The 23,481-nt window shown below is 47.6% G+C and carries 22 protein-coding genes; 16 read left to right on the top strand and 6 right to left on the bottom strand.

Features of this window, described 5'->3' with window-relative positions; translation table 11 throughout:
- Positions 1-193 precede the first annotated feature (193 nt).
- The 5 genes from ACOMG9_RS08460 (at position 194) to ACOMG9_RS08440 (ending at position 5,910) form a co-directional block, all read left to right on the top strand.
- Positions 194-1,675 (top strand): MATE family efflux transporter, encoded by a 1,482-nt coding sequence (locus ACOMG9_RS08460; RefSeq protein WP_448216600.1) that lies wholly within the window; start codon positions 194-196, stop codon positions 1,673-1,675.
- A 101-nt stretch (positions 1,676-1,776) separates the two neighbouring features.
- Positions 1,777-2,700: a Dyp-type peroxidase gene (locus ACOMG9_RS08455; RefSeq protein ID WP_448216599.1), complete on the top strand. Its 924-nt coding sequence runs from the start codon at positions 1,777-1,779 to the stop codon at positions 2,698-2,700.
- A 188-nt stretch (positions 2,701-2,888) separates the two neighbouring features.
- Positions 2,889-3,857 carry an HlyD family secretion protein gene (locus ACOMG9_RS08450; protein ID WP_494530073.1) on the top strand — a complete coding sequence of 323 codons (969 nt, stop codon included), beginning with the start codon at positions 2,889-2,891 and terminating at the stop codon, positions 3,855-3,857.
- A gap of 50 nt (positions 3,858-3,907) precedes the next feature.
- Positions 3,908-4,783, top strand: a complete 876-nt coding sequence (locus ACOMG9_RS08445) for an ABC transporter ATP-binding protein (RefSeq protein WP_448218629.1) — start codon at positions 3,908-3,910, stop codon at positions 4,781-4,783.
- Positions 4,783-5,910 (top strand): ABC transporter permease, encoded by a 1,128-nt coding sequence (locus tag ACOMG9_RS08440; RefSeq protein ID WP_448216597.1) that lies wholly within the window; start codon positions 4,783-4,785, stop codon positions 5,908-5,910. The genes ACOMG9_RS08445 and ACOMG9_RS08440 overlap by 1 nt, the downstream gene beginning before the upstream one ends.
- A gap of 158 nt (positions 5,911-6,068) precedes the next feature.
- Here the strand turns inward: ACOMG9_RS08440 and ACOMG9_RS08435 are convergent, their stop codons facing one another.
- Complete coding sequence (locus tag ACOMG9_RS08435; protein ID WP_448216596.1) at positions 6,069-6,668, bottom strand: hypothetical protein; 600 nt, start codon at positions 6,666-6,668, stop codon at positions 6,069-6,071.
- Positions 6,669-6,972: 304 nt separating this feature from the next.
- Complete coding sequence (locus ACOMG9_RS08430) at positions 6,973-8,670, bottom strand: hypothetical protein (RefSeq protein WP_448216595.1); 1,698 nt, start codon at positions 8,668-8,670, stop codon at positions 6,973-6,975.
- 479 nt (positions 8,671-9,149) lie between these two features.
- Here ACOMG9_RS08430 and ACOMG9_RS08425 point away from each other — a divergent pair, with 479 nt between their 5' ends.
- Positions 9,150-9,800, top strand: coding sequence for a hypothetical protein (locus tag ACOMG9_RS08425; RefSeq protein WP_448216594.1), 651 nt, complete (start codon positions 9,150-9,152; stop codon positions 9,798-9,800).
- A 35-nt stretch (positions 9,801-9,835) separates the two neighbouring features.
- Here the strand turns inward: ACOMG9_RS08425 and ACOMG9_RS08420 are convergent, their stop codons facing one another.
- The 3 genes from ACOMG9_RS08420 to ACOMG9_RS08410 all read right to left on the bottom strand — a co-directional run bounded on the left by ACOMG9_RS08420 (position 9,836) and on the right by ACOMG9_RS08410 (position 11,508).
- Positions 9,836-10,819, bottom strand: coding sequence for a transposase (locus ACOMG9_RS08420; RefSeq protein WP_448216593.1), 984 nt, complete (start codon positions 10,817-10,819; stop codon positions 9,836-9,838).
- Between the two features lie 97 nt (positions 10,820-10,916).
- Positions 10,917-11,204 carry a helix-turn-helix domain-containing protein gene (locus ACOMG9_RS08415; protein WP_422133231.1) on the bottom strand — a complete coding sequence of 96 codons (288 nt, stop codon included), beginning with the start codon at positions 11,202-11,204 and terminating at the stop codon, positions 10,917-10,919.
- The gene (locus ACOMG9_RS08410) at positions 11,197-11,508 is read right to left on the bottom strand and encodes a transcriptional regulator (protein ID WP_448216592.1); all 312 of its coding nucleotides are present in this window, start codon (positions 11,506-11,508) and stop codon (positions 11,197-11,199) included. The genes ACOMG9_RS08415 and ACOMG9_RS08410 overlap by 8 nt, the downstream gene beginning before the upstream one ends.
- A gap of 291 nt (positions 11,509-11,799) precedes the next feature.
- Here ACOMG9_RS08410 and ACOMG9_RS08405 point away from each other — a divergent pair, with 291 nt between their 5' ends.
- The 10 genes from ACOMG9_RS08405 to ACOMG9_RS08360 all read left to right on the top strand — a co-directional run bounded on the left by ACOMG9_RS08405 (position 11,800) and on the right by ACOMG9_RS08360 (position 22,753).
- On the top strand, positions 11,800-12,984 hold the full coding sequence (locus tag ACOMG9_RS08405; protein WP_494530072.1) for a hypothetical protein: 1,185 nt from the start codon (positions 11,800-11,802) through the stop codon (positions 12,982-12,984).
- 722 nt (positions 12,985-13,706) lie between these two features.
- Positions 13,707-15,149 (top strand): cytochrome-c oxidase, cbb3-type subunit I, encoded by a 1,443-nt coding sequence (gene ccoN / locus ACOMG9_RS08400; RefSeq protein WP_448216590.1) that lies wholly within the window; start codon positions 13,707-13,709, stop codon positions 15,147-15,149.
- Positions 15,150-15,164: 15 nt separating this feature from the next.
- Positions 15,165-15,776 carry a cytochrome-c oxidase, cbb3-type subunit II gene (ccoO, locus tag ACOMG9_RS08395; protein ID WP_422133227.1) on the top strand — a complete coding sequence of 204 codons (612 nt, stop codon included), beginning with the start codon at positions 15,165-15,167 and terminating at the stop codon, positions 15,774-15,776.
- A 5-nt stretch (positions 15,777-15,781) separates the two neighbouring features.
- A complete protein-coding gene (locus ACOMG9_RS08390; RefSeq protein WP_422133226.1) occupies positions 15,782-15,994 on the top strand; it encodes a cbb3-type cytochrome oxidase subunit 3 in 213 nt (70 codons plus the stop codon).
- Positions 15,994-16,914 carry a cytochrome-c oxidase, cbb3-type subunit III gene (ccoP, locus tag ACOMG9_RS08385; protein WP_422133225.1) on the top strand — a complete coding sequence of 307 codons (921 nt, stop codon included), beginning with the start codon at positions 15,994-15,996 and terminating at the stop codon, positions 16,912-16,914. Before ACOMG9_RS08390 ends, ccoP begins: the two co-directional genes overlap by 1 nt.
- A gap of 363 nt (positions 16,915-17,277) precedes the next feature.
- Positions 17,278-18,678, top strand: a complete 1,401-nt coding sequence (ccoG, locus tag ACOMG9_RS08380) for a cytochrome c oxidase accessory protein CcoG (protein ID WP_448216589.1) — start codon at positions 17,278-17,280, stop codon at positions 18,676-18,678.
- An 18-nt stretch (positions 18,679-18,696) separates the two neighbouring features.
- Positions 18,697-19,275, top strand: coding sequence for a FixH family protein (locus tag ACOMG9_RS08375; protein ID WP_422133223.1), 579 nt, complete (start codon positions 18,697-18,699; stop codon positions 19,273-19,275).
- Between the two features lie 19 nt (positions 19,276-19,294).
- Positions 19,295-21,793, top strand: coding sequence for a heavy metal translocating P-type ATPase (locus ACOMG9_RS08370; RefSeq protein ID WP_448216588.1), 2,499 nt, complete (start codon positions 19,295-19,297; stop codon positions 21,791-21,793).
- Positions 21,794-21,799: 6 nt separating this feature from the next.
- Positions 21,800-21,973 (top strand): cbb3-type cytochrome oxidase assembly protein CcoS, encoded by a 174-nt coding sequence (gene ccoS, locus ACOMG9_RS08365; RefSeq protein ID WP_422133221.1) that lies wholly within the window; start codon positions 21,800-21,802, stop codon positions 21,971-21,973.
- Positions 21,974-22,039: 66 nt separating this feature from the next.
- Positions 22,040-22,753, top strand: a complete 714-nt coding sequence (locus tag ACOMG9_RS08360; protein ID WP_448216587.1) for a sulfite exporter TauE/SafE family protein — start codon at positions 22,040-22,042, stop codon at positions 22,751-22,753.
- 19 nt (positions 22,754-22,772) lie between these two features.
- Here ACOMG9_RS08360 and ACOMG9_RS08355 read toward each other — a convergent pair whose 3' ends face one another.
- Positions 22,773-23,333: a DUF3605 domain-containing protein gene (locus tag ACOMG9_RS08355; RefSeq protein WP_494530071.1), complete on the bottom strand. Its 561-nt coding sequence runs from the start codon at positions 23,331-23,333 to the stop codon at positions 22,773-22,775.
- Positions 23,334-23,481 lie beyond the last annotated feature (148 nt).

The following is a 23,481-nucleotide window of genomic DNA, read 5'->3' as shown; positions in this document are numbered from 1 at the left end:
AACAGTCCGCAATTGCTAAAGCGTTTTATTGTAACGCCATTTAACCGACCCGTCGCCGGGATCTGAACTAAGCTGGTCGAAACACAATATCCTGTTCACTGAGCAAAATACGGCTCTTTACTATCCAGAATTCTAACGACTTTTGTCGTTTTATGCCCAACTCACCTAAACAGTGTCGAAAGGTTAGCCTACGATGACCCATGCCCGCTTTACCCAGGGCTCAACAATGAAGCACGTCATTGTTATGAGTCTCAGCAATGCAGCGAGCATCACTACGCTCTTTTTTGTCGACCTGCTCGACCTGTTCTTTCTCAGTTTGCTCGGTGAAAAATATCTGGCTGCAGCTATTGGTTATGCGGGCACTATCCTGTTTATCACTTCCGCTTTGGGTATTGGTTTATCCATTGCCGCAGGGGCTCTGGTCTCCAAATCCATTGGCAGCCACAACCGGAAAAAAGCCTGCCAATATCAGGTAAACATCTGTTTCCTGGTGCTATTAGTCAGTGTCACGCTGGCCATCCTCTTCTGGCTTCTTATTCCGCAAATGGTTGCTCTGTTGGGAGCCACCGGACGAGTTCATGAACTGGCCGACAGTTACCTGCATATTGTGATTCCCTCGATGCCTCTGGTCAGCCTGTCCATGACCCTTGGAGCCGGACTCAGAGCTGTTGGAGATGCCAGGCTCTCAATGACATCGTCACTCTCAGCCGGTGCTGTGAATGCCATCCTGGACCCCATTCTGATCTTTCTTCTGGAACTCAGTATAGAGGGGGCAGCCATTGCCTCAGTGATGGCCCGTGTCACAATGTTTGGTATTTCCTTTTACGGTATTTTTTATAAACATAAACTCTACTCCCCCTTTGATTGGTCGCTTTTTTGCAAGGATCTCAAAAACATTCTTGCCATCACCCTCCCTGCCATTGCCACCAATCTGGCCATGCCTTTCAGTGGTGCCTGGATGGTTCGCTATATGTCACATTACGGCAACAGTTACGTAGCAGGCTATTCCATCATTAACCGGCTGATACCTGTTGCATTTGGTGTCATTTTTGCCCTGTCTGGCGCGGTTGGACCCATAATAGGCCAGAATTTTGGGGCAAGACGCATGAGCCGGGTCAGGGAGTCGCTTCGAAATGCTATCCTCTTTAACGTGTATTATGTCCTTGTGATTTCAGTCATACTGTTTTTACTGCAGGACATTCTCATTCAGGTGTTCAGAGCCCGGGGTGAAACTGCCAGTCTGGTGTCGTTTTTCTGCAACTGGATTGCCATCAGCTTTTTGTTTACAGGAACTATGTACGTTGCCAATGCGGCCTTTAACAATCTGGGCAAGCCCGGATACTCAACCCTGTTAAACTGGGGCCGGGCGACACTGGGTACAGTCCCTTTCATCTGGGTCGCCTCTGAATATATGGGGGCTTATGGGGTAATGGTGGGTCAGGCAGCCGGAGGCGTCCTGTTTTCATTGATAGCAGTCTGGCTGAGCTTTCGAACCATTGACTCCATTGAGAGCAAGATTATCAGGCAAGACACTATTGCCAGCCTCATGACCCGTCGGGAAGAGACCACAGCCTGTCCTTTCCAGCCGATGTCATCGGAATGTTCGCAACTGGCACAAATGGCTGAAGAGGGTGAGTGCGAAGAGGCCCGCAATCTATCCGATAAAGCCAGATAAGCGTATTGATCCAAACTATAAACCCCTTCATGCTATGCAAGGTAACCTGACAGAAAACAGACAGGTTCCCATTGTTACGAAAACTGACGTTAGATTTGGAAATGAGCACACCACAATCAGGAATTACTCCAGAAGCCAATACCGATGCCTGCTTTCTGGTTTTAACTATCAGACAAGATGCAGACAGCCTTGAACAGATTAGAAAGACCTGTGCACTGATTCCCCGACTGACTGAGGAGCTCAGCCAACAGTATCCCGATGCAAGGCTGTCCTCCACGATCAGTATTGGCAGCGAGGCCTGGGATGTTCTGTACAAAGACGGTAAGCCGGCCCTTCTTGCTCCTTTCAAAGCACTGACAGAAGGTGACCGGACTGCACCTGCCACTCAGGGTGACCTGCTGCTTCATATCCGTTCCAACCGCCGGGATATCAACTTTATCCTGTTGCACAGAGCCATGGATCATTTTGGACAGGCGGTTGACATTCAGGAAGACGAGACAGGTTTTCGTTACCTGGACAGCCGTGACCTGAGCGGGTTTGTAGACGGCACCGAAAACCCACAGGGCGATGACAGAGCCAGCGTCACTCTGGTGGGTGACGAAGATCAGTCGTTTGCCGGTGGCTGCTATATCCACACCCAGAAGTGGGTTCACTTGTTCAAAAAGTGGGACAAACTGGCAGTACCCGAGCAGGAAAAAGTGATCGGGCGCACCAAGGAAGACAACATTGAATTCAGTGGCGAAGAAAAAGCACCAACCGCTCACGTAAAACGTTCCAACGTCAAGAACAGCGAAGGCAAAAGTATGGAAATACTCCGTCACAGTATGCCCTATGGTAATGCCAGTGAGGGAGGACTCTACTTTGTCTCCTACTGTCGCACTCCAGTCCATTTTGACAAGATGATGGAGTCCATGATCAAGGCCGATAACCATGGTCACTACGATCACTTGATGGATTATTCACAGGCCGTCACCGGATGCGCATTCTTTGCACCCTCGGTTGAGTTCCTGACATCAGCTGGGTGATCGACCTTAAACGTCTATTTGAGTACCGATCTTCCCCGATTCCTGAGTGATTCGGTACTCACTGCTTTCCTTCTCACAGACTTCGGGTTCATCACGTATTAGACATTGGCGAGACAGTTATAAGACGTCTCTTCGTTTTGTGTCTACATTTGTTGGATGTTAATCGTCACGAAACACACCTTCACTCTATGAACCGATTGCTAAAAAGTCATCTTGCGTTAACTACAGCTGCCGCTCTGACACTCCTGCTTTCCGGCTGCTTCTCTTCCGATCACCATCAGGCGCTAGGGACACTTGAACGAGACAGAGTCACTCTGACAGCCACCGCTTCGGAGCTGATTACAGACATTCTTATCCCTGAGGGAAACCCTGTTAAAACCGGTCAATTGATCCTGAAGCTGGATGATCGCAAACAACAGGCCGCTGTTGCTGCCACCCTGGCCGAAACGGAGCGGGCACGAGCCTACCTCAATGAAATGGTCAACGGAGCAAGAATGGAAGATATAGCAGCAGCGAGAGCCAGTGTCGGGCAAATAGAAGCCCGGCTGGTGGATGCCAACAAAACGTTTCAGAGAAACGAAGTACTGCTAAAGCGCAAACTGATCAGTCAATCGAGACTGGATCGGGCGAGAGCAGAACGTGATGTGCTTATTGCAGAAAAAGTGAATGCCAACGAAAAACTCCTGAGTCTGCTCAATGGCAACCGCCCTGAAGCCATAGAACAGGCAGAGGCTTCTGTGAAAAAGGCATTAGCCAATCAGTTTCTGGAACAGAGAAAGCTGGAGGATCTATCCATTTATGCGACAAGAGACAGCTGGCTGGATAGTCTGCCCAGAGGCCAGGGCGAGAGAGTTTCAGCAGGCAGCACACTGGCCATCCTGCTGTTGAATGAAGCCCCCTATGCCCGCATTTACGTTCCAGAACCCCATAAGGCGGCTGTACACGTAGGCGACCATTTAACGGTACATGTTGATGGCGTAAAGACAGCCTTTACTGGTCAGGTACGCTGGGTATCTCTGGACCCGGCTTTCACTCCCCACTATGCCCTCAATGAAAGGGAACGCTCCCGACTGGTTTACATGGCCGAAGTACAACTTCCAGAAACCGCTGCCGATCTGCCATCAGGCCTGCCTGTACAAGTGGACCTTCCCCTGTGAGTCGCCAAGCTATCTCAGCCACAGGGCTGACCCGCTGTTTTGGTGATTTCATGGCCGTGGATCATCTGGATTTGAACATTGAAGAAAAAACAATTTTTGGCTTTTTGGGGCCTAATGGCAGTGGCAAGTCGACTACGCTCAGAATGTTAACCGGTTTACTGACGCCCAGTCAGGGTGACATCCGTGTTCTGGGGCTGGACATACCTGAACAATCAGAAGCCCTTCGACGACGTCTGGGGTATATGACCCAGAAATTCTCTCTGTATGGCGATCTTTCCATAGAAGAAAACCTGAAGTTCATGGCACAAGTTTTCAACCTGCCGGGCAGAGAGATCAATAAACGCATTGATAGCCAACTCACGACCTACGGTCTGGATCGGCGCCGCAAGCGTATGACGGGCAGTCTCAGTGGTGGTCAGCGGCAGAGGCTTGCGCTTGCAGCAGCGACATTGCACAAGCCCGAATTATTGTTATTGGACGAACCAACCTCAGCGGTAGACCCTGAGAACCGCCGCGATTTCTGGGAAACACTTTTTGATCTCTGTGATCAGGGAGTCACTATTCTGGTGTCCACTCATTACATGGATGAAGCTGAGCGCTGCCATAACCTGGCCATTCTGGAGGGTGGCATCAAACAGGCCGAAGGTTCACCCAAACAACTCATGGCCGATATACAGGCCACGGTTTTGGAGGTGAACGGCAATCATCTTCGTCAGATCAGGGAGATTCTGGCAGCCCGATCAGAAATTTTATCCTCAGCCCAGCAGGGAACTCGCCTCAGGGTTCTGATCAGCAACAGGATCACTGAGCCTGAAGCCTGGTTACGAAGCCAATGGCCGCAAGAAATGAAAGACAGAACCATTGAGAGGGTGCGTCCCAGTCTTGAGGACGTATTTGTTCATTGCACTCGACAGCGGCGACAGTAGTGGAAAAAGCTTCAACCCTGTCAGGCGTGAGCAACAGCCTGCAAAGAACCTTCTCAGTCCTGATGAAGGAATTTCGACAACTGTCACGCGATCACGCCACCTTTGCCATGATCGTTATTATTCCTCTGGTTGAATTGCTGCTGTTTGGCTTCGCTATCAATACCGATGTCAGAGAAATACCGGTCAGTATTGTGGATACTAGCCAAACTTACTTCAGCCGGGCTCTTGTAGAGGCGCTGAAGGCGACTCAGGTGATCAGAGTTGTTCGACAGGATAGGCTCCCACAGGAAGCGGAAGAGGCACTCCTGAACGGAAAAGTCAGGGCTACCCTGATCATTCCAACTGACTTCAACCAGCGCCTGGACGATGGCAGAATCCCCGCGCAATGGCTGGTTGACGGCTCAGACCCCATGATCAGCTCAGCTATTATAAAGCTCCGGGAGATGCCATTGTCTGCCATTGCAGGCATTGCGCCAGAGCCTTCGAGAGAGCTTTTCAGAGTTGCTCTTTATTACAACCCGGAGCAAAGATCCGTCGTTAACACTGTTCCTGGTCTGGTGGGCGTTATTCTGACCATGACGATGATTATGTTCACTTCTGCCGCACTGGTTCGTGAACGGGAAAGGGGTAACCTGGAACTGTTGATAGCAACACCCGTTCACCCGATAGAGCTGATGATTGGCAAAATCATTCCCTATATTTTTGCAGGTTTTATTCAGACCGGCATTATTATGTTACTGGGTAATCTGATTTTTAATGTGCCCTTTGTCGGCAGTATTTTCCAGATGTTACTGGCTACCCTGCTGTTTATTTCTGCCAGTCTGACACTGGGGCTGATTATCTCCACCTGCGCGGAAACGCAATTGCAGGCTTCACAAATGACCATTTTCATTCTGCTGCCTTCTATTTTGTTGTCAGGGTTTATGTTTCCTTTTGAAGGCATGCCAATCGCTGCGCAATGGTTTTCCGAACTCTTGCCTGCAACCCACTATATGCGGTTGATGAGGGGTATTATTTTAAGAGGCGCAGAATTAGAGGGCATGACAACAGATGTTGCTTACCTGGGCGTTTTTACGATCGTTGGATTAGTGGCTGCAGCAAAACGATTTAAGAAGAGTTTGGATTAAAAGCACTTATCAACATGCACAGGGCTGATCAACTTTGAAGATGCCAAGATGGCAAGAAACAAAAAAACTGCAAGGAAGAGCCTGTCAAAGTGGCCTGATATGTCGTAAATATAACTCGAATTAATCAGACCTTATTCTACGGTTCCCTTGTCGTCTGGTTATTGTCTGCTTACAAAATCAAATAACCATTTCAGATCTTCTGGCAACACAGGTAATATCTCTTCCAAATCAAGATTATTTTCCATAAAAACAACAAAAGAGTTAATTATCAGGAAAGGTAAAGACCCTATAATGACATTGAGTTCAGAAAGGCTATTGGGGGCTGTAAAATTACCGTACTTTAACGTTTTCCACCAATAATAATAAATAATTAAATGCAGCCACCTTTTATCAACTAATGCATGGTTACACTCCCATAGAGAGTCAGCAAAAGGGTCTGCACCAAAACTGAGCAATGCAACAATTTCAGATATCGTTGAGGCATCATTTAAAATATGTGCGACCCTCAAACTATTATAGGTATGTGTATAGGTAAATGAATTCGGGTTTGCACCATGCTTAAGCACAAAAAGCAGCATTTCCAATGAACCGGAATTAAGTGCGTCGGACACGGCGTCATTCTCTCTTTCGAGCATATAACCTTTCTTGATGAGCTCTTCTATTGCTGTAAAATTGTTACCTAAAATAGCATCAGAAAATCTCCCTGCCACAGAAAATTGCGTAAAAAAAAAGATAAGAATGAAAAAAAATGCTTTCACTGCGTCACTTCCTCTTGGATCACTGTTTGTGAACTCTAGTAGTACTATGACTCTTGACAAATGAAACTAATCAAAACCCTTCATCGGTTATGCTCACACACAATTCCAACAGCTGCACTCTGTGGTAGATGGCCTCTGATCCGGAGAATCCCCTCAGACAGCCATCGACCTTATTGTTTATCAAATTTTTTTGAACATTCAGGAAAAATATGGACCAATAGTGAAGTTGTATGACAATACCCGATATTTCAGTGACAATAACTGCCTCAAGAGCAAAAACGGGCATTATAATGCTCTGAACTACTTATTCAGAAAGAGACTGTGGAACAACGACTTTACTCCAGTCAATTTCAAGCCACCCTCCGGGTAAATCCTGTGAAGTTGTATTTCCTTGATTAGCTTGAGTTCTGGCCACTTGATCAGCAGGCACTATCAACAACCAATGATTAGAAGCATGAAGCAACATCATACAATGACGATTTTCATGTAACGCTTCAACAATTTCGTTTTGATTCTGAAAGTTAATATCAACACCATCTGGTGTTATCAAGCTAACCTGAAAAGGACATCCTGAAGTGGGAGCATTAGAAGCTATATCAAACATTAAAATATTTTGGTTGATAAACGGGGCAATCAGGTAACGAATATGATTATCTTCAAGCCACATTCTATCCGAATGAGACCCATTCATTTCATTGGCCATTGATACGAAAAAGTCAGGTTCATCACCTTCATCAACCCGTTCTTGCGCTCTGGCAGAAAAATATTCAAATACGTCACTTGCCGTTAATTCATCTGGATTTTCAGTCATTTCAGATAAAAGCTCATATCTATTGTTTCTGATCCAACTGAGGATAGCATGCCAGCCACAGTAGCCATCAGTTGGCATATTATGAACCTCAAAGCCGAGCTCATTTAAATATTTACTCGTATTTTCCAGACTGTTAGAACCGTCTGACTTTACTCTTTTGAAACTATTGACAATTCCCGTCAGAGCAACGAATAAGGCTTTAGTGATGCTAAAGACATCTGCCGAGGTTTTAGTGTACTCTCTGCAGGCTTCATAGATATTTTTAGCTTTAGCAGTAACATTAGTGCCAGTGCTGGGGCTTTCTTCAACAAAGGTTTCCAGTTGGTTGTAGCTTCTGGGAAATGTCCATACACAAGCATTGTTTGAACCAATCATTCCGAAAGCGCAATAGTCTTCCTGATTCTGTACGCTGCTGAGGGCCAGCGTTTCGCAGGATTTCTTCTGACATACTAATGATGGAAAAAAAATCATAGAACCTTTATTTCTCTCTCCTTTCCTTCTTACACCGGACTTTTCAATATCCAAACGAACATTGGAATCTAGCTGAAAAGTCTGGGAATTATTATGGTTTTCATTTCCAAGAGGAATAATAATTCTAATGTATATAAAACCATCTTTTCTTCTGTCTTTAGTTTCAATATTCCACCCAAACCACTCAAGGCTCTCTAATAAATAGTCTTTACAGTCATTTCTCGACTCTTCATCACCAAAGCACTTAAATAAAAGCACTACTTCCAAATCAGAGATTTTACTAACAAATGATTCAGCAAACTTTGACTCTCTATTTTTTTGCTCGATAAATGACGTATAAAAAAGATGATACCAAAAAGACTTGGTAATAAAATATTGAGTAAAACCTGGCTCGTCATCTCCAAAATCAAAATAATGCAAATAAAATTTATAATCATCAGAACCCTCAGCAAAAACCCCAAACTCACGAGAAGGAACCAAAAAACAAGAGAATGGGTTTTTTAAATGTTTCATAAAGACGACTACTGCTTTACGACTCCCTTTATTTTCATCTTTAACATCTTCTATAGAGTAACTGAACTCTGTATTAAACTGATAACACCCATCCATCAAGAATTTCAAATTAGATGGTTCGACAACGAAAAAAACTCTTAAATCTTCAACTGCTCTTGCATCTTGTAGATAAATTACTAATAGCCAAAAAAAGAAGTGTCTATACATTCCAAGACTCCTGTATTGTTATAGCCGTCAGAAATTAGGGCGAAGCCTACATGGTAGACTACAGGATGCCATTTCAATCAAGTTTTCCATACTTGCGCCCCTACTGCCTGTAAATCTGTAGCAGATGACCCTGGAATGAAAGATCATACACAAAGCGCGTTTTCGTCAGACTGGCAAAAGCGTCGTGGCATTGCCGACTTGCACCCACTCACTTACTGGGCTGATCTCTCGTCGTTTATAGTACTTTCGTACATTTTTTACTCAGATTAATTTGCTACCAAAGGCTGGGATCTTTCAGTACCAGCAGGCGTGCTTCTGCAATGGTGTCTGAACAGCTGCAATCACCGGCCACTCCCGAAGACTCATAAGTACTCAACCGGCTTTGGCAAGCTTTTCAATTTTTTTTAAAACCTTTTGAACTTTTTCGGCAAAATATCATCGTATAGAGTAATGAGTTGGAATTATAAAGGACTATATCCATGCATTTACCACCAATCTCCTCACAGCCAAAGCACATCTCGGCAGATACGACTTGCCAGGCGGGCCCGTGCCCGAAAATTACCAAGCGGTTGCCTGTAGATGACACTCTTTCAGATGAGCAACAGAGCCTTCATCCCATAAAAACAAGAAAAATAACAACCCTGGAAAAACCAGCAGGCTATTTCACCGTTGGCGAAAAATACAAAATATCATTAATGGAAGATTACCTGCACGGAAACACTCAGCACTTCAGTGACGATGACTGGCTCTATCTGATAATAAAAATGGGTAAGAGGATTATCAACAGAAAAAAACAGGAAGCATTTCAAAAAGAATCCAGTAGAACAAAAAAAGAGTGTTTTTTAATAAAAATGACCAAATTACAAATATTGAGATACAAAATTGAAGATGTAGTTCATCATTCGCACTTAAAAGAGAATAAAGAGAATAAGACACCCATAAAGAATAAAGAGAATAAGACACCCATAAAAAATAAGACATTCAAAAACTGTAACCCCAAAAAGGATCAGAAAATCTATCTTCGAATAGCTTATCACCGAGCCACACAACAGGATTCGACGAACAGAGGCTGCTCAAGCCATGATTCAGACAATACAAACCTATTTCGACTTAAAGTCGAGGAAGGATAAAGAGAAAGTGTTTAGTTCCTTAACTGACTTCTACGCTAACCTGTCAGGTACAAACAACTGCAGGCGTTTAAACCTCGAAGCCACTTCTGTCCGGCTTCAAGTGCAAAGGCCTTCATCGCTTCCAGACGGCCAACTGCCCGATAAAAACGATTATTCCATTGCATGGTTTTCAGCCACTCATCCGGATCAATGTCCAATCTTTGAAGAATAGGAGGGGTACACGACGGGATCGAACCTTTCTTATCTGTCCTGACAATGCGGCCACTCCAGTCAACCAGTTCCAGATAGTCGTGAAGAAGGTAGGGAAGGGCAACGTCCGTATTCTGGCCCTGCGAACAAAAAGGTTTCAGGGTCAGCGGCTGTTTTTTAGTCTCAGAATGTGTAACCTGCTCCACGCGTTCCTGAATCGACGTGTAGTCGGACTCTTCGGGTGTTTCTACCTTTCCAGCCCGAATCGGATTCAAGTCAACATAGGTCATGCAGGTCAGTAACGCTGCTTCGTCCAGCAATGCCTGGCTTTTAAAGCGACCTTCCCAGAAGCGTCCTTTACACTCGTCTTCTTTGTTGGCCTCACGAGCAAGATGTTCATTCAGGCAGCGCATAAACCAGCTGATATCCGTTAAACGACGCCGGTATTCCTCAGCATATTCATCAATACGGGCCAATTCAGCGCTGCCCAGTTTGTCAGCGGCCAGATGCCTTTGCACCAGAAGTGGGCCTGTAAACAAGGTCGTCCAACGGTGAAGCACTTCATTCCGTGACCAGCCTCTGGCAGATGACTGATTGATGTGCAAAACCACGTGATAATGATTCGACATGACAGCGTAAGCGCAGACTTCGATAGCAAAGACTGAAACCAGTTCCCGGAGTTTATCCACCACCCACTGGCGGCGATGCTCGTAGTTCTTGCCAGTCAGGTGGTTCTCTCCACAGAGGTAAGCCTGACGAACACATCTTGCCATGCAGTGGTAATAAGGCGTTGAACTGGGGTCAATCAGAGTATTGCGGGCCTGAGCCATGGACTCACCTGTCCTGGTAAAAAATCAGTGATGGATGAAAAAGTAGACCAGGTGGATGATAAAGCAAATTTATGGATGTCCTTTTTATTTCTATGGGTTAGCGTAACTCTTGAAATACTTCAGGACACTGCTCTGCTATTCTGAGCAAGGCTTTTGCCGGACCTTGTGGCGTTCTACGGCCTTGCTCCCAGTCTTGAATGGTTCTGATACTCACTCCCATGAAACCAGCAAATGCTGATTGTGAAAGTTGTAATTTTTGTCGAATTTCTTTGGCTGGAGATGGCTCTGAAAGAGTAGAAGTTTTCAACTTTCCCTTACCTGATTTAAAAGCCTTAATTTCTTCTATACCATCAAGAATTTCTTGGCCGATATCACGATCATTCATTTACGATAGCCTCCGCAATCTTTCTAAGTATGTGGCCGGGTATAGAGGCTTGTTCAGACTTACTGTACATTGTGAGCATCCATATTTCATGGTCACTCTTTTTCCAGTAATAAATTACTCTAACGCCACCACTTTTACCTTTACCTTCTGGTGCCCAACGTACTTTACGGACACCTCCGCTACCACGAACAATGTCACCAGAATCAGGTTTCTCCTGAAGGTGCCATTGCAACATTCTGTATTCATCATCTGACAAATAATAAGAGAGTATCTTGGTAAATTTACTTGTTTCGATGAAAATCATAGATTAGAAGTATACGGCATTGCCGTATTTTGTCAAATTCACCTATTTTAATGGCTCTATTCCTGAAGAAAACAAATTTATGGGTGTCATTTTTTTTTCCCCGTTGCGCTGGCTGTTGTTGCCAGCAATCTAAAGCGATTAGGTAAAATTTTTCTGAGTAGAGATCGTCAATAGCTTTCCAGCCTGTTACCGGTCAGTTTTTGTTTTATCGTGCTATGCATGAGGGTTTTGCACGATTTGGAAAGGGTGTTTTTGTTTATATTTCACACAAATGAGTATAAGAAATAGCCTTTGCTTGCCGTAGCAGTAAAGTTCAGTCGCTATGAATGGATGTCAGTCAGAATTGTGCTGGGTTTTCTGACAGGCACTAATTATGCGTGCCAATTAGATCCAACAAATTCCAAAAACCCTCATTACAGGTCCGAAGAAGGGTTAAAAAAATCTGCTATTGATATAGGGAAGTATGCAAGATACGGACTGTCATTCGATGGCCTTATTAAATCGCAGCATAGTAAAGACTTATGTGTTGACTGGTCAGGTCTGTCAAAGTGGATGACTTTAGGGCAACTGATTTCTTATGGATATGGCAAAAATGAAGCTTTTCCCGGATCAATTTGTAACTGGGTAGAAGACACTGAACGCTCAGATTTATCCTGGTCCGGTCTGAGAGATCTTGGTGACAGCCAAATATTTGTTCCTGATAGGGGTGGTGAAAGGCGGTTGCACTGCCTGTCCTCTGAAAATGCTTTGAATGTTAATTTCTTTCCAAAAGTCGGAAACCTGTTAGCATTTTTTAATGCTCTTATGGATAATATCGTTGCCATTGTTATTGTTTATGCCCGTGGAAAACGTTTATCCCATGAGTTTCATTACCAAAACCCTACAGCTGTTGAAGATGTAAAAAGATTTATCGGAGATATTCTTGAGCATTTTGTCCAGGGATATTATGCAACCGATACAATAAGCTTACAGCAAGCTCTTGGGTTGGATAATACAGAGTTCGAAAAATGGCTACATAGAACCTCATTAGAAATAGTCTATTGGTCCGCTATGCAGCCGTATGAAATGACGGAGGATTTTTTTATTTCAAGACATGATCATAAGTACCAGAACTATTTCTCACATATCAAGCAGAATAAAAGACCTGATCCAGAGATAATGAAAACTTCAAAGGAAATCCATAATGATTCACTTTCTCATAAAGCGGACGATGATAGAAATCATGATTTTGGACTTGCACATATGTTTGGCTTTCCCTTACAGGCCTTTATAAAAGGGCTGTGCAAATTATCTATAAACATTCTGGAACAGCAATCACCTACTCACTCTGATGAATACGAACAGTTCAGTTCAATAGCCATCTGGGTTGTTATGCGGCTACTGGCGTTTCTTCCAGCAATAGTCAGATCTCATGCAGAGCAGACTTTTGTGCTTCTGGCTTCTGCTGACACTGACACAAAACTGAACATCCTCTGACAATGGCAGAAATTGACAGCAATGACCCATCTTACTCGTCTGATACAGCCCTGACCCCATGGCGATCCTGACAGACTCTATACAAAACAGGCCATCACAAAAGATTTCAATACATGGCAGCCATTCATACCCAAAAAGCATTAGCAGGCCAAGTAATATTTCTGTATGATTGCGACGGGTTTGGCGGTATCACAAAACTCTGCCAACCGATAAGGACCGGATAATAACCAGAAGTGTGCAAGATCAGGACTATCGGATCAGGATCAAAACACTCGGAGTCTGAAGGTAATAGGTCAGTCCCAAGTCATTCAGCCAGAGCCTGAGGATCTCTGTCAGGTAATGAATTTGACAACTGTCTTATATCAAACACTCGCGAGCGCAGCTTTTTGGCCGCCCTCATGAGCGCAACGTTCCGACTCAACTCGTTAACTGCATTTTTACTAACAAAAAATTTGCAGGAAGCACGGCCTTACGTAAACCCGGGGGAGCTGGCCAGTAGCAAAGAATATCTGGCCTGAAATCCAGTAAAACAGTTTCACCTTTACTTTTCAGAAGACTTTGGCGACCAGATAGCCTTGGCCTGACTCTGAAAACACTGCGCCCAGTGTCAAAGTGAATACCAAAATTGGAATGTGTTACTGGATTTTCGGTCAAAGTTGCAAAGCCTCAGGTTATCTCCAAGTCGTAATAATTGTTAGCAGAACCCGAAGGTAACACGGAGCATGAGCACTGCAACGATACAGCCAACCTATAACTATAAGGTTGTCAGGCAGTTTGCCATCATGGCGGTGGTTTGGGCCGTCGTCGGGATGGGGATGGGACTGTTCATCGCTACCCAGATGGTATTCCCTGAACTGAATCTCGATCTACCCTGGACCAGTTTTGGCAGACTGAGACCCTTACACACAAACGCCGTTATTTTTGCATTTGGAGGCTGCGTCCTTTTCGCCACCTCTTACTATGTCGTTCAGAGAACCTGTCAGGCTCCACTGGCCATGCCCGGACTGGCGTCTTTTACTTTCTGGGGTTGGCAGCTGGTGATTGTTCTGGCCGCTATTACCCTGCCTATGGGCATGACTTCTTCAAAGGAATATGCCGAACTGGAATGGCCCATCGATATCCTGATTGCCATTGTCTGGGTAAGCTACGCGATTGTCTTCTTTGCCACAATCATGAAACGTAAAGCCAGGCACATCTATGTTGCCAACTGGTTCTTCGGTGCCTTTATCATTACTGTTGCGATCCTGCATATTGTCAACAGCGCCTCTGTACCCGTCACCCTGACCAAGTCTTACTCTGCTTACGCTGGCGCTATGGATGCCATGATTCAGTGGTGGTACGGACACAATGCAGTAGGCTTCTTCCTGACCGCTGGCTTCCTGGGAATGATGTACTACTTCGTACCCAAACAAGCTGAGCGTCCGGTATACTCTTACCGCCTGTCTATCGTGCACTTCTGGGCACTGATCGCCATCTACATCTGGGCAGGCCCACACCACCTGCATTACACCGCACTGCCCGACTGGGCCCAGAGCCTGGGTATGGTAATGTCCCTGATTCTGCTGGCTCCATCCTGGGGAGGCATGATCAACGGCATCATGACCCTGTCCGGCGCCTGGCACAAACTGCGCACCGATCCAATTCTGCGTTTCCTGGTGGTATCCCTGTCCTTCTATGGTATGTCGACCTTTGAAGGCCCTATGATGGCCATCAAGACAGTCAACGCTCTGTCTCACTACACCGACTGGACGATCGGTCATGTCCACTCCGGCGCACTGGGCTGGGTAGCCATGGTCTCCTTCGGCTCCCTGTACCACCTGATTCCCAAGGTGTATGGTCGTGAACAGATGTACAGTGTTGGCCTGATCAACGCTCACTTCTGGCTGGCTACTATCGGAACCGTTCTATACGTTGTGGCTATGTGGGTCAACGGCATTACCCAGGGCCTGATGTGGAGAGCTGTAAACAACGACGGCACCCTGACCTACAGCTTCCTCGAGTCTGTAACCGCCAGCCACTTTGGCTACGTTGTCCGTGCAATCGGTGGCGCCTTCTTCGTAGCAGGTGTTCTGATCATGGCTTACAACTTATACCGCACTGTCAGACAGGGCAGTGAAAACCAGCAGGAAGGTGAAGTTCAGGCGTCACCTGTACAGACGGCCTGACCGGGGGAGTTCACCATGAAAAAACATGATTTAGTTGAAAAAAATCTTGGTTTAATGGTGGCACTGATCGTAGTAGCCATCAGCTTTGGCGGCCTCGTTGAGATCGTGCCTCTGTTCTTCCAGAAAACCACCACTGAGCCGGTGGCAGGCCTGAAGCCTTACAACGCCCTTCAACTGGAAGGTCGTGACATCTACATTCGTGAAGGCTGTGTAGGCTGTCACTCACAAATGGTTCGCCCCTTGCGTGCTGAAGTAGAGCGTTACGGTCACTACTCTGTAGCCGGCGAATCTGTCTACGACCATCCCTTCCTGTGGGGCTCTAAACGAACAGGCCCGGACCTGGCCCGAGTTGGTGGTCGTTACTCTGACGAGTGGCACCGTGCCCACTTGAACAACCCCAGAGATGTCGTGCCCGAGTCCATCATGCCATCTTACCCATGGCTGAATGAAAACGTTCTGGACGGCAAACTGACCGGCAAGAAAATGGAAGTTCTGAGAAGCCTGGGCGTACCCTACACCGATGATGACATTGAAGGTGCAGCTGCCGCTGTCAAGGGTCACTCTGAAATGGACGCCGTAGTGGCTTATCTGCAGTCACTGGGCACCGCACTCCAGAACAAACGGTGACACTCATGGATATTAATGATCTGAGAGGACTGTCCACTGTGTTAGCCATGCTCGCCTTTGTGGGGGTTTGTTTCTGGGCGTACAGTGGCCATAAAAAGCGCGACTTTAATGAAGCGGCATCATTGCCGTTTGCAGATGACGAAGCTCATATAAATACGCAACACGCCAGTGGCATAGCAAATACTGAGCACGCAGACAAGGACAAAGGGGCCATATAATGATGAGTAGTTTCTGGAGTGGATGGGTCGTCATCCTTACTCTGGCCTGCCTGGCATTTGTAATCTATGTGCTGTTTACTACCTGGAAGCAGCAGCGCGAAGAGACAACGACTGAAACCACCGGGCACGCCTACGACGGTATCGAAGAGCTGGATAATCCCATGCCTAAATGGTGGCTGGCTTTGTTTGTCGCCACCTTCATCTTTTCTGCTGTTTACCTGGCTCTCTACCCGGGTCTGGGAAACTGGAAGGGCTTTCTGGGCTGGACTTCTACGGGTGAACTGGAACGTCACCAGCTAAAACATGATCGCCGTTATCAGCCACTGTTTGCCCAGTACGCTGATACTCCGATCGAAGAGCTGGTTAAGAACCCTAAAGCCGTCAAGATGGGTGAGCGTATCTTCCTGAACAACTGTGCCTTGTGTCACGGAAGTGATGCCGCCGGTGCTTTTGGCTTCCCGAACCTGACCGACAATGCCTGGCTCTATGGTGGCACGGCTGACGCCATCACCACCACGATCATGGAAGGCCGCAACGGGCAGATGCCTGCCTGGGGTGCGGTGATTGGAGAGAAAGGTGTTCGTGATGTTGCCACTTTCATCCGTGCTAATGCAGGTCTGATCGACAAGGTAGACACGGCCACAATGACTGCAGGCAAGAAGATTTATGACACGACTTGTGCAGTGTGTCATGGTGCCGACGGCAAAGGTAACCAGACGCTGGGGGCACCCGACCTGACCGATGAGATCTGGCTGTATGGCTCAAGCCAGGCTCAGGTGGAATACACCATTCGCAAAGGTCGTAACGGTGTAATGCCAGCCTGGAAAGACATTCTGGGCAGTGAAAAAGTCCATCTGGTCGCTACCTACGTATTCAGTCTGGACGCAGACAACAAAGACAACGAAGAAGCGCAGGACTAATACCAATCGTGCTTTCTAACTCCCGTGATGAGCATGGAGATTTGAGCCTTAAGACAAGGCGGCGTGAGGAGTCATAGCCTTAGCTATGGCGACGATCGGCAACGCAGGATTAAGGCTCAAATCTTCAGCGCAATAGGGAGTTAGAAAGTTCGATTGGTATAATTACCTTCTGGCACCTTGTCATGAAAACCGCAGTCATCTGGCTGCGGTTTTTTTTATCATGTAAAATAATGCCGAGTTTCCGATAGCATCTTTTATAAGCAATGAAAAACAAATGCCGTTCGAAGGACCGCTTCTCAAATTCATAGGGGAGAATTCGGTTCGCTGGACAGCCTGTATCGACCATCAGGGCAGTGAAGTGAAATGCCAGAGTCAGACCAAAAAATCCAATCCAATGGACCGGAATTGATTGACCTGTATCAAAAACCGGACAAAATCTACACTCGCAGTTTCCAGGGGTACTTTCGCAATCTCAGGCTCGTCGGGGGAGCGCTGTTATTCCTTCTGTATTTCGGCACGGCCTGGCTAAATCTGGATGGCCGACAGGCTGTGCTGTTCGACTTGCCAGAGCGTAAATTTCATATTTTTTCCGCTACTTTCTGGCCGCAGGACTTTATTCTGCTGTCATGGCTCTTGATTATCTGCGCCTTTGGCCTGTTTGCCATAACGGTGTTTGCCGGTCGGATCTGGTGTGGCTACACCTGCCCCCAAAGTGTGTTCACCTGGGTATTTATGTGGGCGGAGAAGATCACAGAAGGTGAACGCAACCAGCGAATACGCAGGGATAAAGGTCCAGTGTCGGCAGAAAAAGTTCTGCGCAAACTGGCAAAGCATGGTATCTGGCTGAGTGTTTCTGTTGCCACCGCTATCACATTTGTTGGGTACTTTACTCCGATTCGGGAACTGGTTCCGAATATATTGTCCCTGGAGGTAAGTCCCTGGGCGCTTTTCTGGCTGGGCTTCTTTACCCTGGCAACCTACGGCAATGCAGGTTATCTGAGAGAGATGGTCTGCCTGCACATGTGCCCTTATGCACGCTTCCAGAGTGTTATGTTTGACCGGGACACTCTGGTGGTCGCCTACGATCATAACCGTGGTGAAAACCGGGGCTCTCGCAAAAAAGGTGTGGACCCCAAAAGCCAGGGACTGGGTGACTGTATTGACTGCAGCGTCTGTGTACAGGTCTGTCCGACCGGTATTGATATCAGGAACGGGCTGCAGATCGGCTGCATAGGCTGTGCGGCCTGCATCGATGCCTGCGACAGCATTATGGACAAGATGGGCTACGAAAAAGGCCTGATCCGCTACACCACAGATAATGAGCTTTCAGGTAAGAAAACCCGTTTCGTACGTCCCAGGCTGATCGCTTACACCACTGCCCTGCTAGCAATGATCGGATTGTTCATAGGAAGCCTGAACAATCGCTCGGCACTGGAACTGGACATTCTCAGAGACCGCAATCAGCTTTATCGCACCACTTCTGATGGCAGCATTGAAAATACCTATATCCTCAAACTGGCTAACAAGGATCAGCGCCCGCTGACCATGACCGTCAGTGTCAGGGACATAGGGGATCTGAGTACCAAAGGCGATATGAGCTTTACGGTCAATGCTGGCGAAGTTGCGCAACACGTAGTTCGACTGGTGTTGCCTGCGGGTTCTATCGATTCCGGCAGCCGCGATATTGAATTTATAATCAGCAGCGATCAGCCGGATATTGAGCCTGTGAGTGCCGAAAGCCGATTCCTTGCTCCGCAAATCTGAAGACAGGTAATAACGATTATGAGCCTTGTGAAGAATGAACCCGTCACCCGCTGGTACCAGGAACCCTGGGTATGGGGAATTCTGGGAGTACTGGCCGTCACCTTTGTCTGGGGCAGCTACCGGACCTACTATGCGTTCAAGATTCAGGACAGTGTGGTGGTCGATGACTACTACAAAACAGGTAAACAGATCAATGAAGACCTCACCCGTGATCACAACGCCAGGGACTATGGCATTCGTGCCAACCTGCTGATTGATGACTTGACAGGAGAGGTCCGAATCACCCTGAAGGGCGACATCAGTGAGTGGCCCAAACAATTAAAACTGAGCCTGCTTTCTCCGGTATTCGCCGATCAGGACAAGGTCATCATGGTCAACCGTTCCATCTCTGGTGATCAGTCCACCCAGATCTATGTGGGCCAGGTTGATGAAGCGGTTGAGGGGAAAACCTATGTCCAGCTGGAAACACTGGATGAACTGATTCCTGAAGTCGGTTACGAAACAGGCTGGCGCCTGAATCAGCCTCTGATGCTGAAAGCCGGTGTTGTCAGCGCGCTGCTGCCACGTGGTAGCTCAAAAGCCAGCTCTGAACCCTGAAGCATTTTGGATTGAGTGGATGAGTAAACATTCTGAAAGTTGCCACTGTTTCCATTGTCACCTGCCTATCGAAGGGACTCCGCCTTACACGGCGATGGTTGAAGATGTAGAACAGCCTATGTGCTGCCCTGGCTGCAAGATGGTGACTGAAGCCATCATTGCCGGCGGTCTGGACAGCTATTACCAGCACCGCACCGATCCCGGTCTGCAAGCCAATGCACTCAGTCAGCGACTGGAAGAAGAACTCCAGCTCTACGACCGGGATGACATTCAGCAGGACTTTGTGATCCGCAATGGCGATTCTGAAAGACAGGCCAGCCTATTGATAGAAGGCATCACCTGTGCTGCCTGTATCTGGCTGCTGGAGAGTCATATTGGCCTGATCGAGGGTGTGGAAAACGTCACTGTTAACCTGAGTACTCATGAAGCCCAGATCAGCTGGAATAATGAACAGGTTCCACTCAGCGATATTCTGATCGCCATTCACCAGATTGGTTACAAGGCCTACCCCTGGCGAGCGGATCGTCAGGAAGCCATGCTCAAGAAAGAGAACCGCGTATTTATACGACGCCTCGCCATTGCCGGTATTGGCACCATGCAGGTCATGATGTATGCCATCGCGCTATACTCCGGAGCGATCAGTAATGACATGACGGCCCCCTATCGGGATCTGATCCGATACATCAGTGCCCTGGTGGCCACTCCGGTGATACTCTACTCTGCTGCACCTTTCTTTAAAGCAGCTCTGCGAGATGTCCGTACCCGTCATCTCAGCATGGATGTACCGGTCTCCATTGCCATCGGTGGCGCCTATGTTGCCAGCCTCTGGGCAACGGTAAACGGCAGTGGCGAAGTGTATTTCGACTCGGTTTCAATGTTTACTTTCTTCCTGCTGACCGGTCGCTATCTGGAACTCCGTGCAAGACACTCAACCTCACGGGCAGCCCGGGCCCTCAGCAACCTGCTGCCCTCCAGCTGCCTGAAAAAAGACGGTGATGAGTATGTTCGAGTCCCTCTTCAAGATCTGAAACCCAAAGACTATGTTCGGGTATTGCCCGGTGATTCCATCCCGGCTGATGCCGTTATAGTGCAGGGAAGCAGCAGTGTCGATGAGTCCATGCTGACCGGCGAATATCTGCCAATAGCCCGCAGCAAAGGTGAATCAGTAATGGGAGGCAGCCTTAATATCGACAACGCCCTTGAAATTGAAATCACTCATGTGGGCGAAGAAACCCGGATGTCTGCGATTCTCCGACTGCTAAAACATGCCCAGCAGGACAAACCTGCCATTGCCCGACTGGCAGATCGTGTTGCCGGTTACTTTGTAGCTTCGGTACTGGTGACCGCAACGGTCGTTTACTTTTACTGGTCCGGTGTTGCAGCGGAAGAAGCGTTCTGGATCACCCTGTCGGTACTGGTCGTCACTTGCCCCTGTGCACTCTCTCTGGCAACGCCAACGGCTCTGACGGCAGCAACAGGCTATTTGCATAAATTAGGATTCCTGGTTACCCGGGGTCATGTACTCGAAGGTCTGGGCAAAATCACCCACATTGTTTTTGATAAAACCGGCACCTTGACCCAGGGCCGTTTAAGAATGGAAGGCATTTATCCCGTTGCCGGCTGCCAGTATTCTGAAGATAATTTGCTCGCCATTGCTTCAGCCATTGAAGCGCATTCGGAACACCCGATTGCCAGAGCTTTTGCCGTCGCCACTGACCTCAGGGCTGAAGAGGTCGTCAGTCATACCGGACAGGGCATTGAAGCGAGAGTGGCTGCAAATTACTACAAAATTGGTCGTCCCGATTTTTGTTGTCAAACAAATAGACCGGCACCTCCGGAGCAGCAAGGACAATGGTTACTGATGTCCGAGAATGACTTGCCACTGTGCTGGTTTAAAGTGGCAGACAGTCTCAGACCCGAAGCGGCCCGTGTCATTGCTCAGTTAAAAGAATCCGGTTTCAGGGTTACACTGCTCAGTGGTGATCAGGAGCCGGTGGTAGCAGCTGTCTCCCGACAATTAGCCATAGAACAATGGCACTCTCAGGCCAGTCCGGATGACAAACTGCAATTTATTCGTCAGCGACAAGCTGATGGCGAACATGTTCTGATGGTGGGCGATGGTATTAATGACGTACCGGTTCTTGCCGGCGCAGACATCTCTCTGGCCATGGGCAATGCTTCAGATCTGGCCAAGACCAGTGCCGATGCCGTTCTTCTATCCGATGACCTGAGTCGTCTGATTGACGCCTTTGACCTGGTCAGGCGAACCCGCAAGATCATTCGCCAGAATCTGGCCTGGGCATTTGGCTACAACATGACGGCCCTGCCCCTGGCAGCGGCCGCTATGGTGGCTCCCTGGATGGCTGCGATTGGCATGGCACTGAGTTCTCTTTTGGTAGTAGGCAACGCACTGCGTTTGAGCAAAGACAAAAAGCCTGCTCCCCGGGGAGAACAACTTGCCAGCCGGGATAGTGATCGTGAAAATGCGAATAATCTGCAAGTTGCTGTGAAGGTATAGAGCCCTATGGAAAGCCTGATCATTCTTATCCCTATAGCCGTAGTGTTGATTGCCGTTGCTGTCAGGATATTCCTGTGGGCAGTCGATAATGACCAGTTTGATGATCTGGAAGGGCCCGCCCATAGTATTCTTTTTGACGATGGCCCGCCAAAAGCCAGTCGTCCGTCCAAAAAAGAGTGATCAGAAACAGCCCTGAGCCTATAAAAAGCCCTGAGCATATAAACAACCCTGAGCAGATAGATAGCCATGACCGAAGTACCCACTCTACTAGCCGCAAGCACCCTTGGCTTGCTGGGAAGTACTCACTGCATTGGCATGTGTGGGGGTATCACCTCGGCCCTTAGCCTTTCCCTCAGAGGGCGCTCAAAAGCTGAAACCAGCTGGTTAATGCTGACATATCATGCAGGCCGAATCAGCAGTTATGCTCTGGCGGGCCTTCTACTTGGATTAGTAGGCTGGTTCCTGGGGGATGCCAGCGAAACCCTGCAATCTTCACTTCGAATCATTGCCAGCGCTATGCTGATCGCCATGGGTCTTTATATCACCGGTTGGTGGAAAGGCCTGATGAAAACGGAAAAGCTGGGGCAACACCTCTGGAAACACATTCAACCGCTTGCCAGCGAACTACTGCCTATTCGCAGCACACCTAATGCTCTGGCCCTGGGTGCCCTTTGGGGTTGGCTTCCCTGTGGATTGGTTTACAGCACACTGATCTGGTCTGCCAGTCAGAATAACCCGACTCAGTCTGCCTTATTGATGGCCGCTTTTGGGCTGGGCACCCTGCCCTCTGTATTTCTGACCGGACTATTTGCAAGACAACTGGCGTCTGTCATACAAGCCAGCATGACCCGCAATATTGCCGGCATTATGATGATTCTCTTTGGTCTCTACAGTATTCCGGGCCCGCAACAGGGTTGGGTCATGTCCGTACTCTCTGTTGGACACGGCGGGCATTACTGAACGACCAGAGATCCCGCCCTTATTGACCAGACTGCAAGATCTGCTCGACCTGATCAGCAATCTCCTTTGAGTTCACACTCCTGAGGAAGATATGAGCATGAGCCAGACCCGCCACCGTTCGTTTATGAGGTGGATTCACATGGATATACCATTCCAGAGAGTACTTTGACAGTAACTCGCCAAGATTTTTCTTTAACAGCCGGTTTGACTCTTCCTGCAAAAACTCTTCCTGCCAGTCCTTGCCGGATATAAACAGCAACAGATGTACTACGTCGTCTTCCAGCCAATAAGGAAAACTATTCAACGCCAGTCGGCTTTCCAACATACAATGACCATCACTGCATTCCAGCGCCCTTTGCTTTGATAGCTTGAAAATATTCTCCAGAACAGCAGTTTCAGGCGATTTCCCAGTCAGCTTCAATTGCGTCAGATAGCCAAGGTAAGCCGCCAGCTGGCCAGGACTTCTTCGGGTATCAATATGGCCTGACTGAATCTCTTGCCAGGTAATCACTCCGGAGAAGGTGACAATACCAAAAAGAACCTTGAACAATGCAAGACTGCAAAGGCCAATAACTCCCAAAATATTCTCTCCCGGTTGAGTCCAATGTTATTTGTTGTCCAGCATAGACTGATTATGTGCTTTCGGCGCAGAAGTGGATGCTCTAAAGTTGTAATAATTGATGAGGTTAACTCGTTCCCTTGCTTTTAGGCTCTGTGGGTCCCGGTGT

Source organism: Endozoicomonas sp. PH6C (assembly GCF_059322965.1).
The sequence above is the reverse complement of the archived record's forward strand: the minus strand, read 5'-3'. Positions and strand labels throughout refer to the sequence as shown.

Bases quoted from the DNA above. Each gene is read 5' to 3' on its own strand.
- ccoG (WP_448216589.1), top strand. From the start codon at position 17,278: ATGCCAGAGTCAGACCAAAAAATCCAATCCAATGGACCGGAATTGATT.
- ACOMG9_RS08455 (WP_448216599.1), top strand. From the start codon at position 1,777: ATGAGCACACCACAATCAGGAATTACTCCAGAAGCCAATACCGATGCC.
- ACOMG9_RS08420 (WP_448216593.1), bottom strand. From the start codon at position 10,819: ATGGCTCAGGCCCGCAATACTCTGATTGACCCCAGTTCAACGCCTTAT.
- ACOMG9_RS08425 (WP_448216594.1), top strand. From the start codon at position 9,150: ATGCATTTACCACCAATCTCCTCACAGCCAAAGCACATCTCGGCAGAT.
- ACOMG9_RS08375 (WP_422133223.1), top strand. From the start codon at position 18,697: ATGAGCCTTGTGAAGAATGAACCCGTCACCCGCTGGTACCAGGAACCC.
- ACOMG9_RS08370 (WP_448216588.1), top strand. From the start codon at position 19,295: ATGAGTAAACATTCTGAAAGTTGCCACTGTTTCCATTGTCACCTGCCT.
- ACOMG9_RS08390 (WP_422133226.1), top strand. From the start codon at position 15,782: ATGGATATTAATGATCTGAGAGGACTGTCCACTGTGTTAGCCATGCTC.
- ccoO (WP_422133227.1), top strand. From the start codon at position 15,165: ATGAAAAAACATGATTTAGTTGAAAAAAATCTTGGTTTAATGGTGGCA.
- ccoP (WP_422133225.1), top strand. From the start codon at position 15,994: ATGATGAGTAGTTTCTGGAGTGGATGGGTCGTCATCCTTACTCTGGCC.
- ACOMG9_RS08445 (WP_448218629.1), top strand. From the start codon at position 3,908: ATGGCCGTGGATCATCTGGATTTGAACATTGAAGAAAAAACAATTTTT.
- ccoN (WP_448216590.1), top strand. From the start codon at position 13,707: ATGAGCACTGCAACGATACAGCCAACCTATAACTATAAGGTTGTCAGG.
- ACOMG9_RS08460 (WP_448216600.1), top strand. From the start codon at position 194: ATGACCCATGCCCGCTTTACCCAGGGCTCAACAATGAAGCACGTCATT.
- ACOMG9_RS08415 (WP_422133231.1), bottom strand. From the start codon at position 11,204: ATGAATGATCGTGATATCGGCCAAGAAATTCTTGATGGTATAGAAGAA.
- ACOMG9_RS08360 (WP_448216587.1), top strand. From the start codon at position 22,040: ATGACCGAAGTACCCACTCTACTAGCCGCAAGCACCCTTGGCTTGCTG.
- ACOMG9_RS08450 (WP_494530073.1), top strand. From the start codon at position 2,889: ATGAACCGATTGCTAAAAAGTCATCTTGCGTTAACTACAGCTGCCGCT.
- ACOMG9_RS08410 (WP_448216592.1), bottom strand. From the start codon at position 11,508: ATGATTTTCATCGAAACAAGTAAATTTACCAAGATACTCTCTTATTAT.
- ACOMG9_RS08430 (WP_448216595.1), bottom strand. From the start codon at position 8,670: ATGTATAGACACTTCTTTTTTTGGCTATTAGTAATTTATCTACAAGAT.
- ccoS (WP_422133221.1), top strand. From the start codon at position 21,800: ATGGAAAGCCTGATCATTCTTATCCCTATAGCCGTAGTGTTGATTGCC.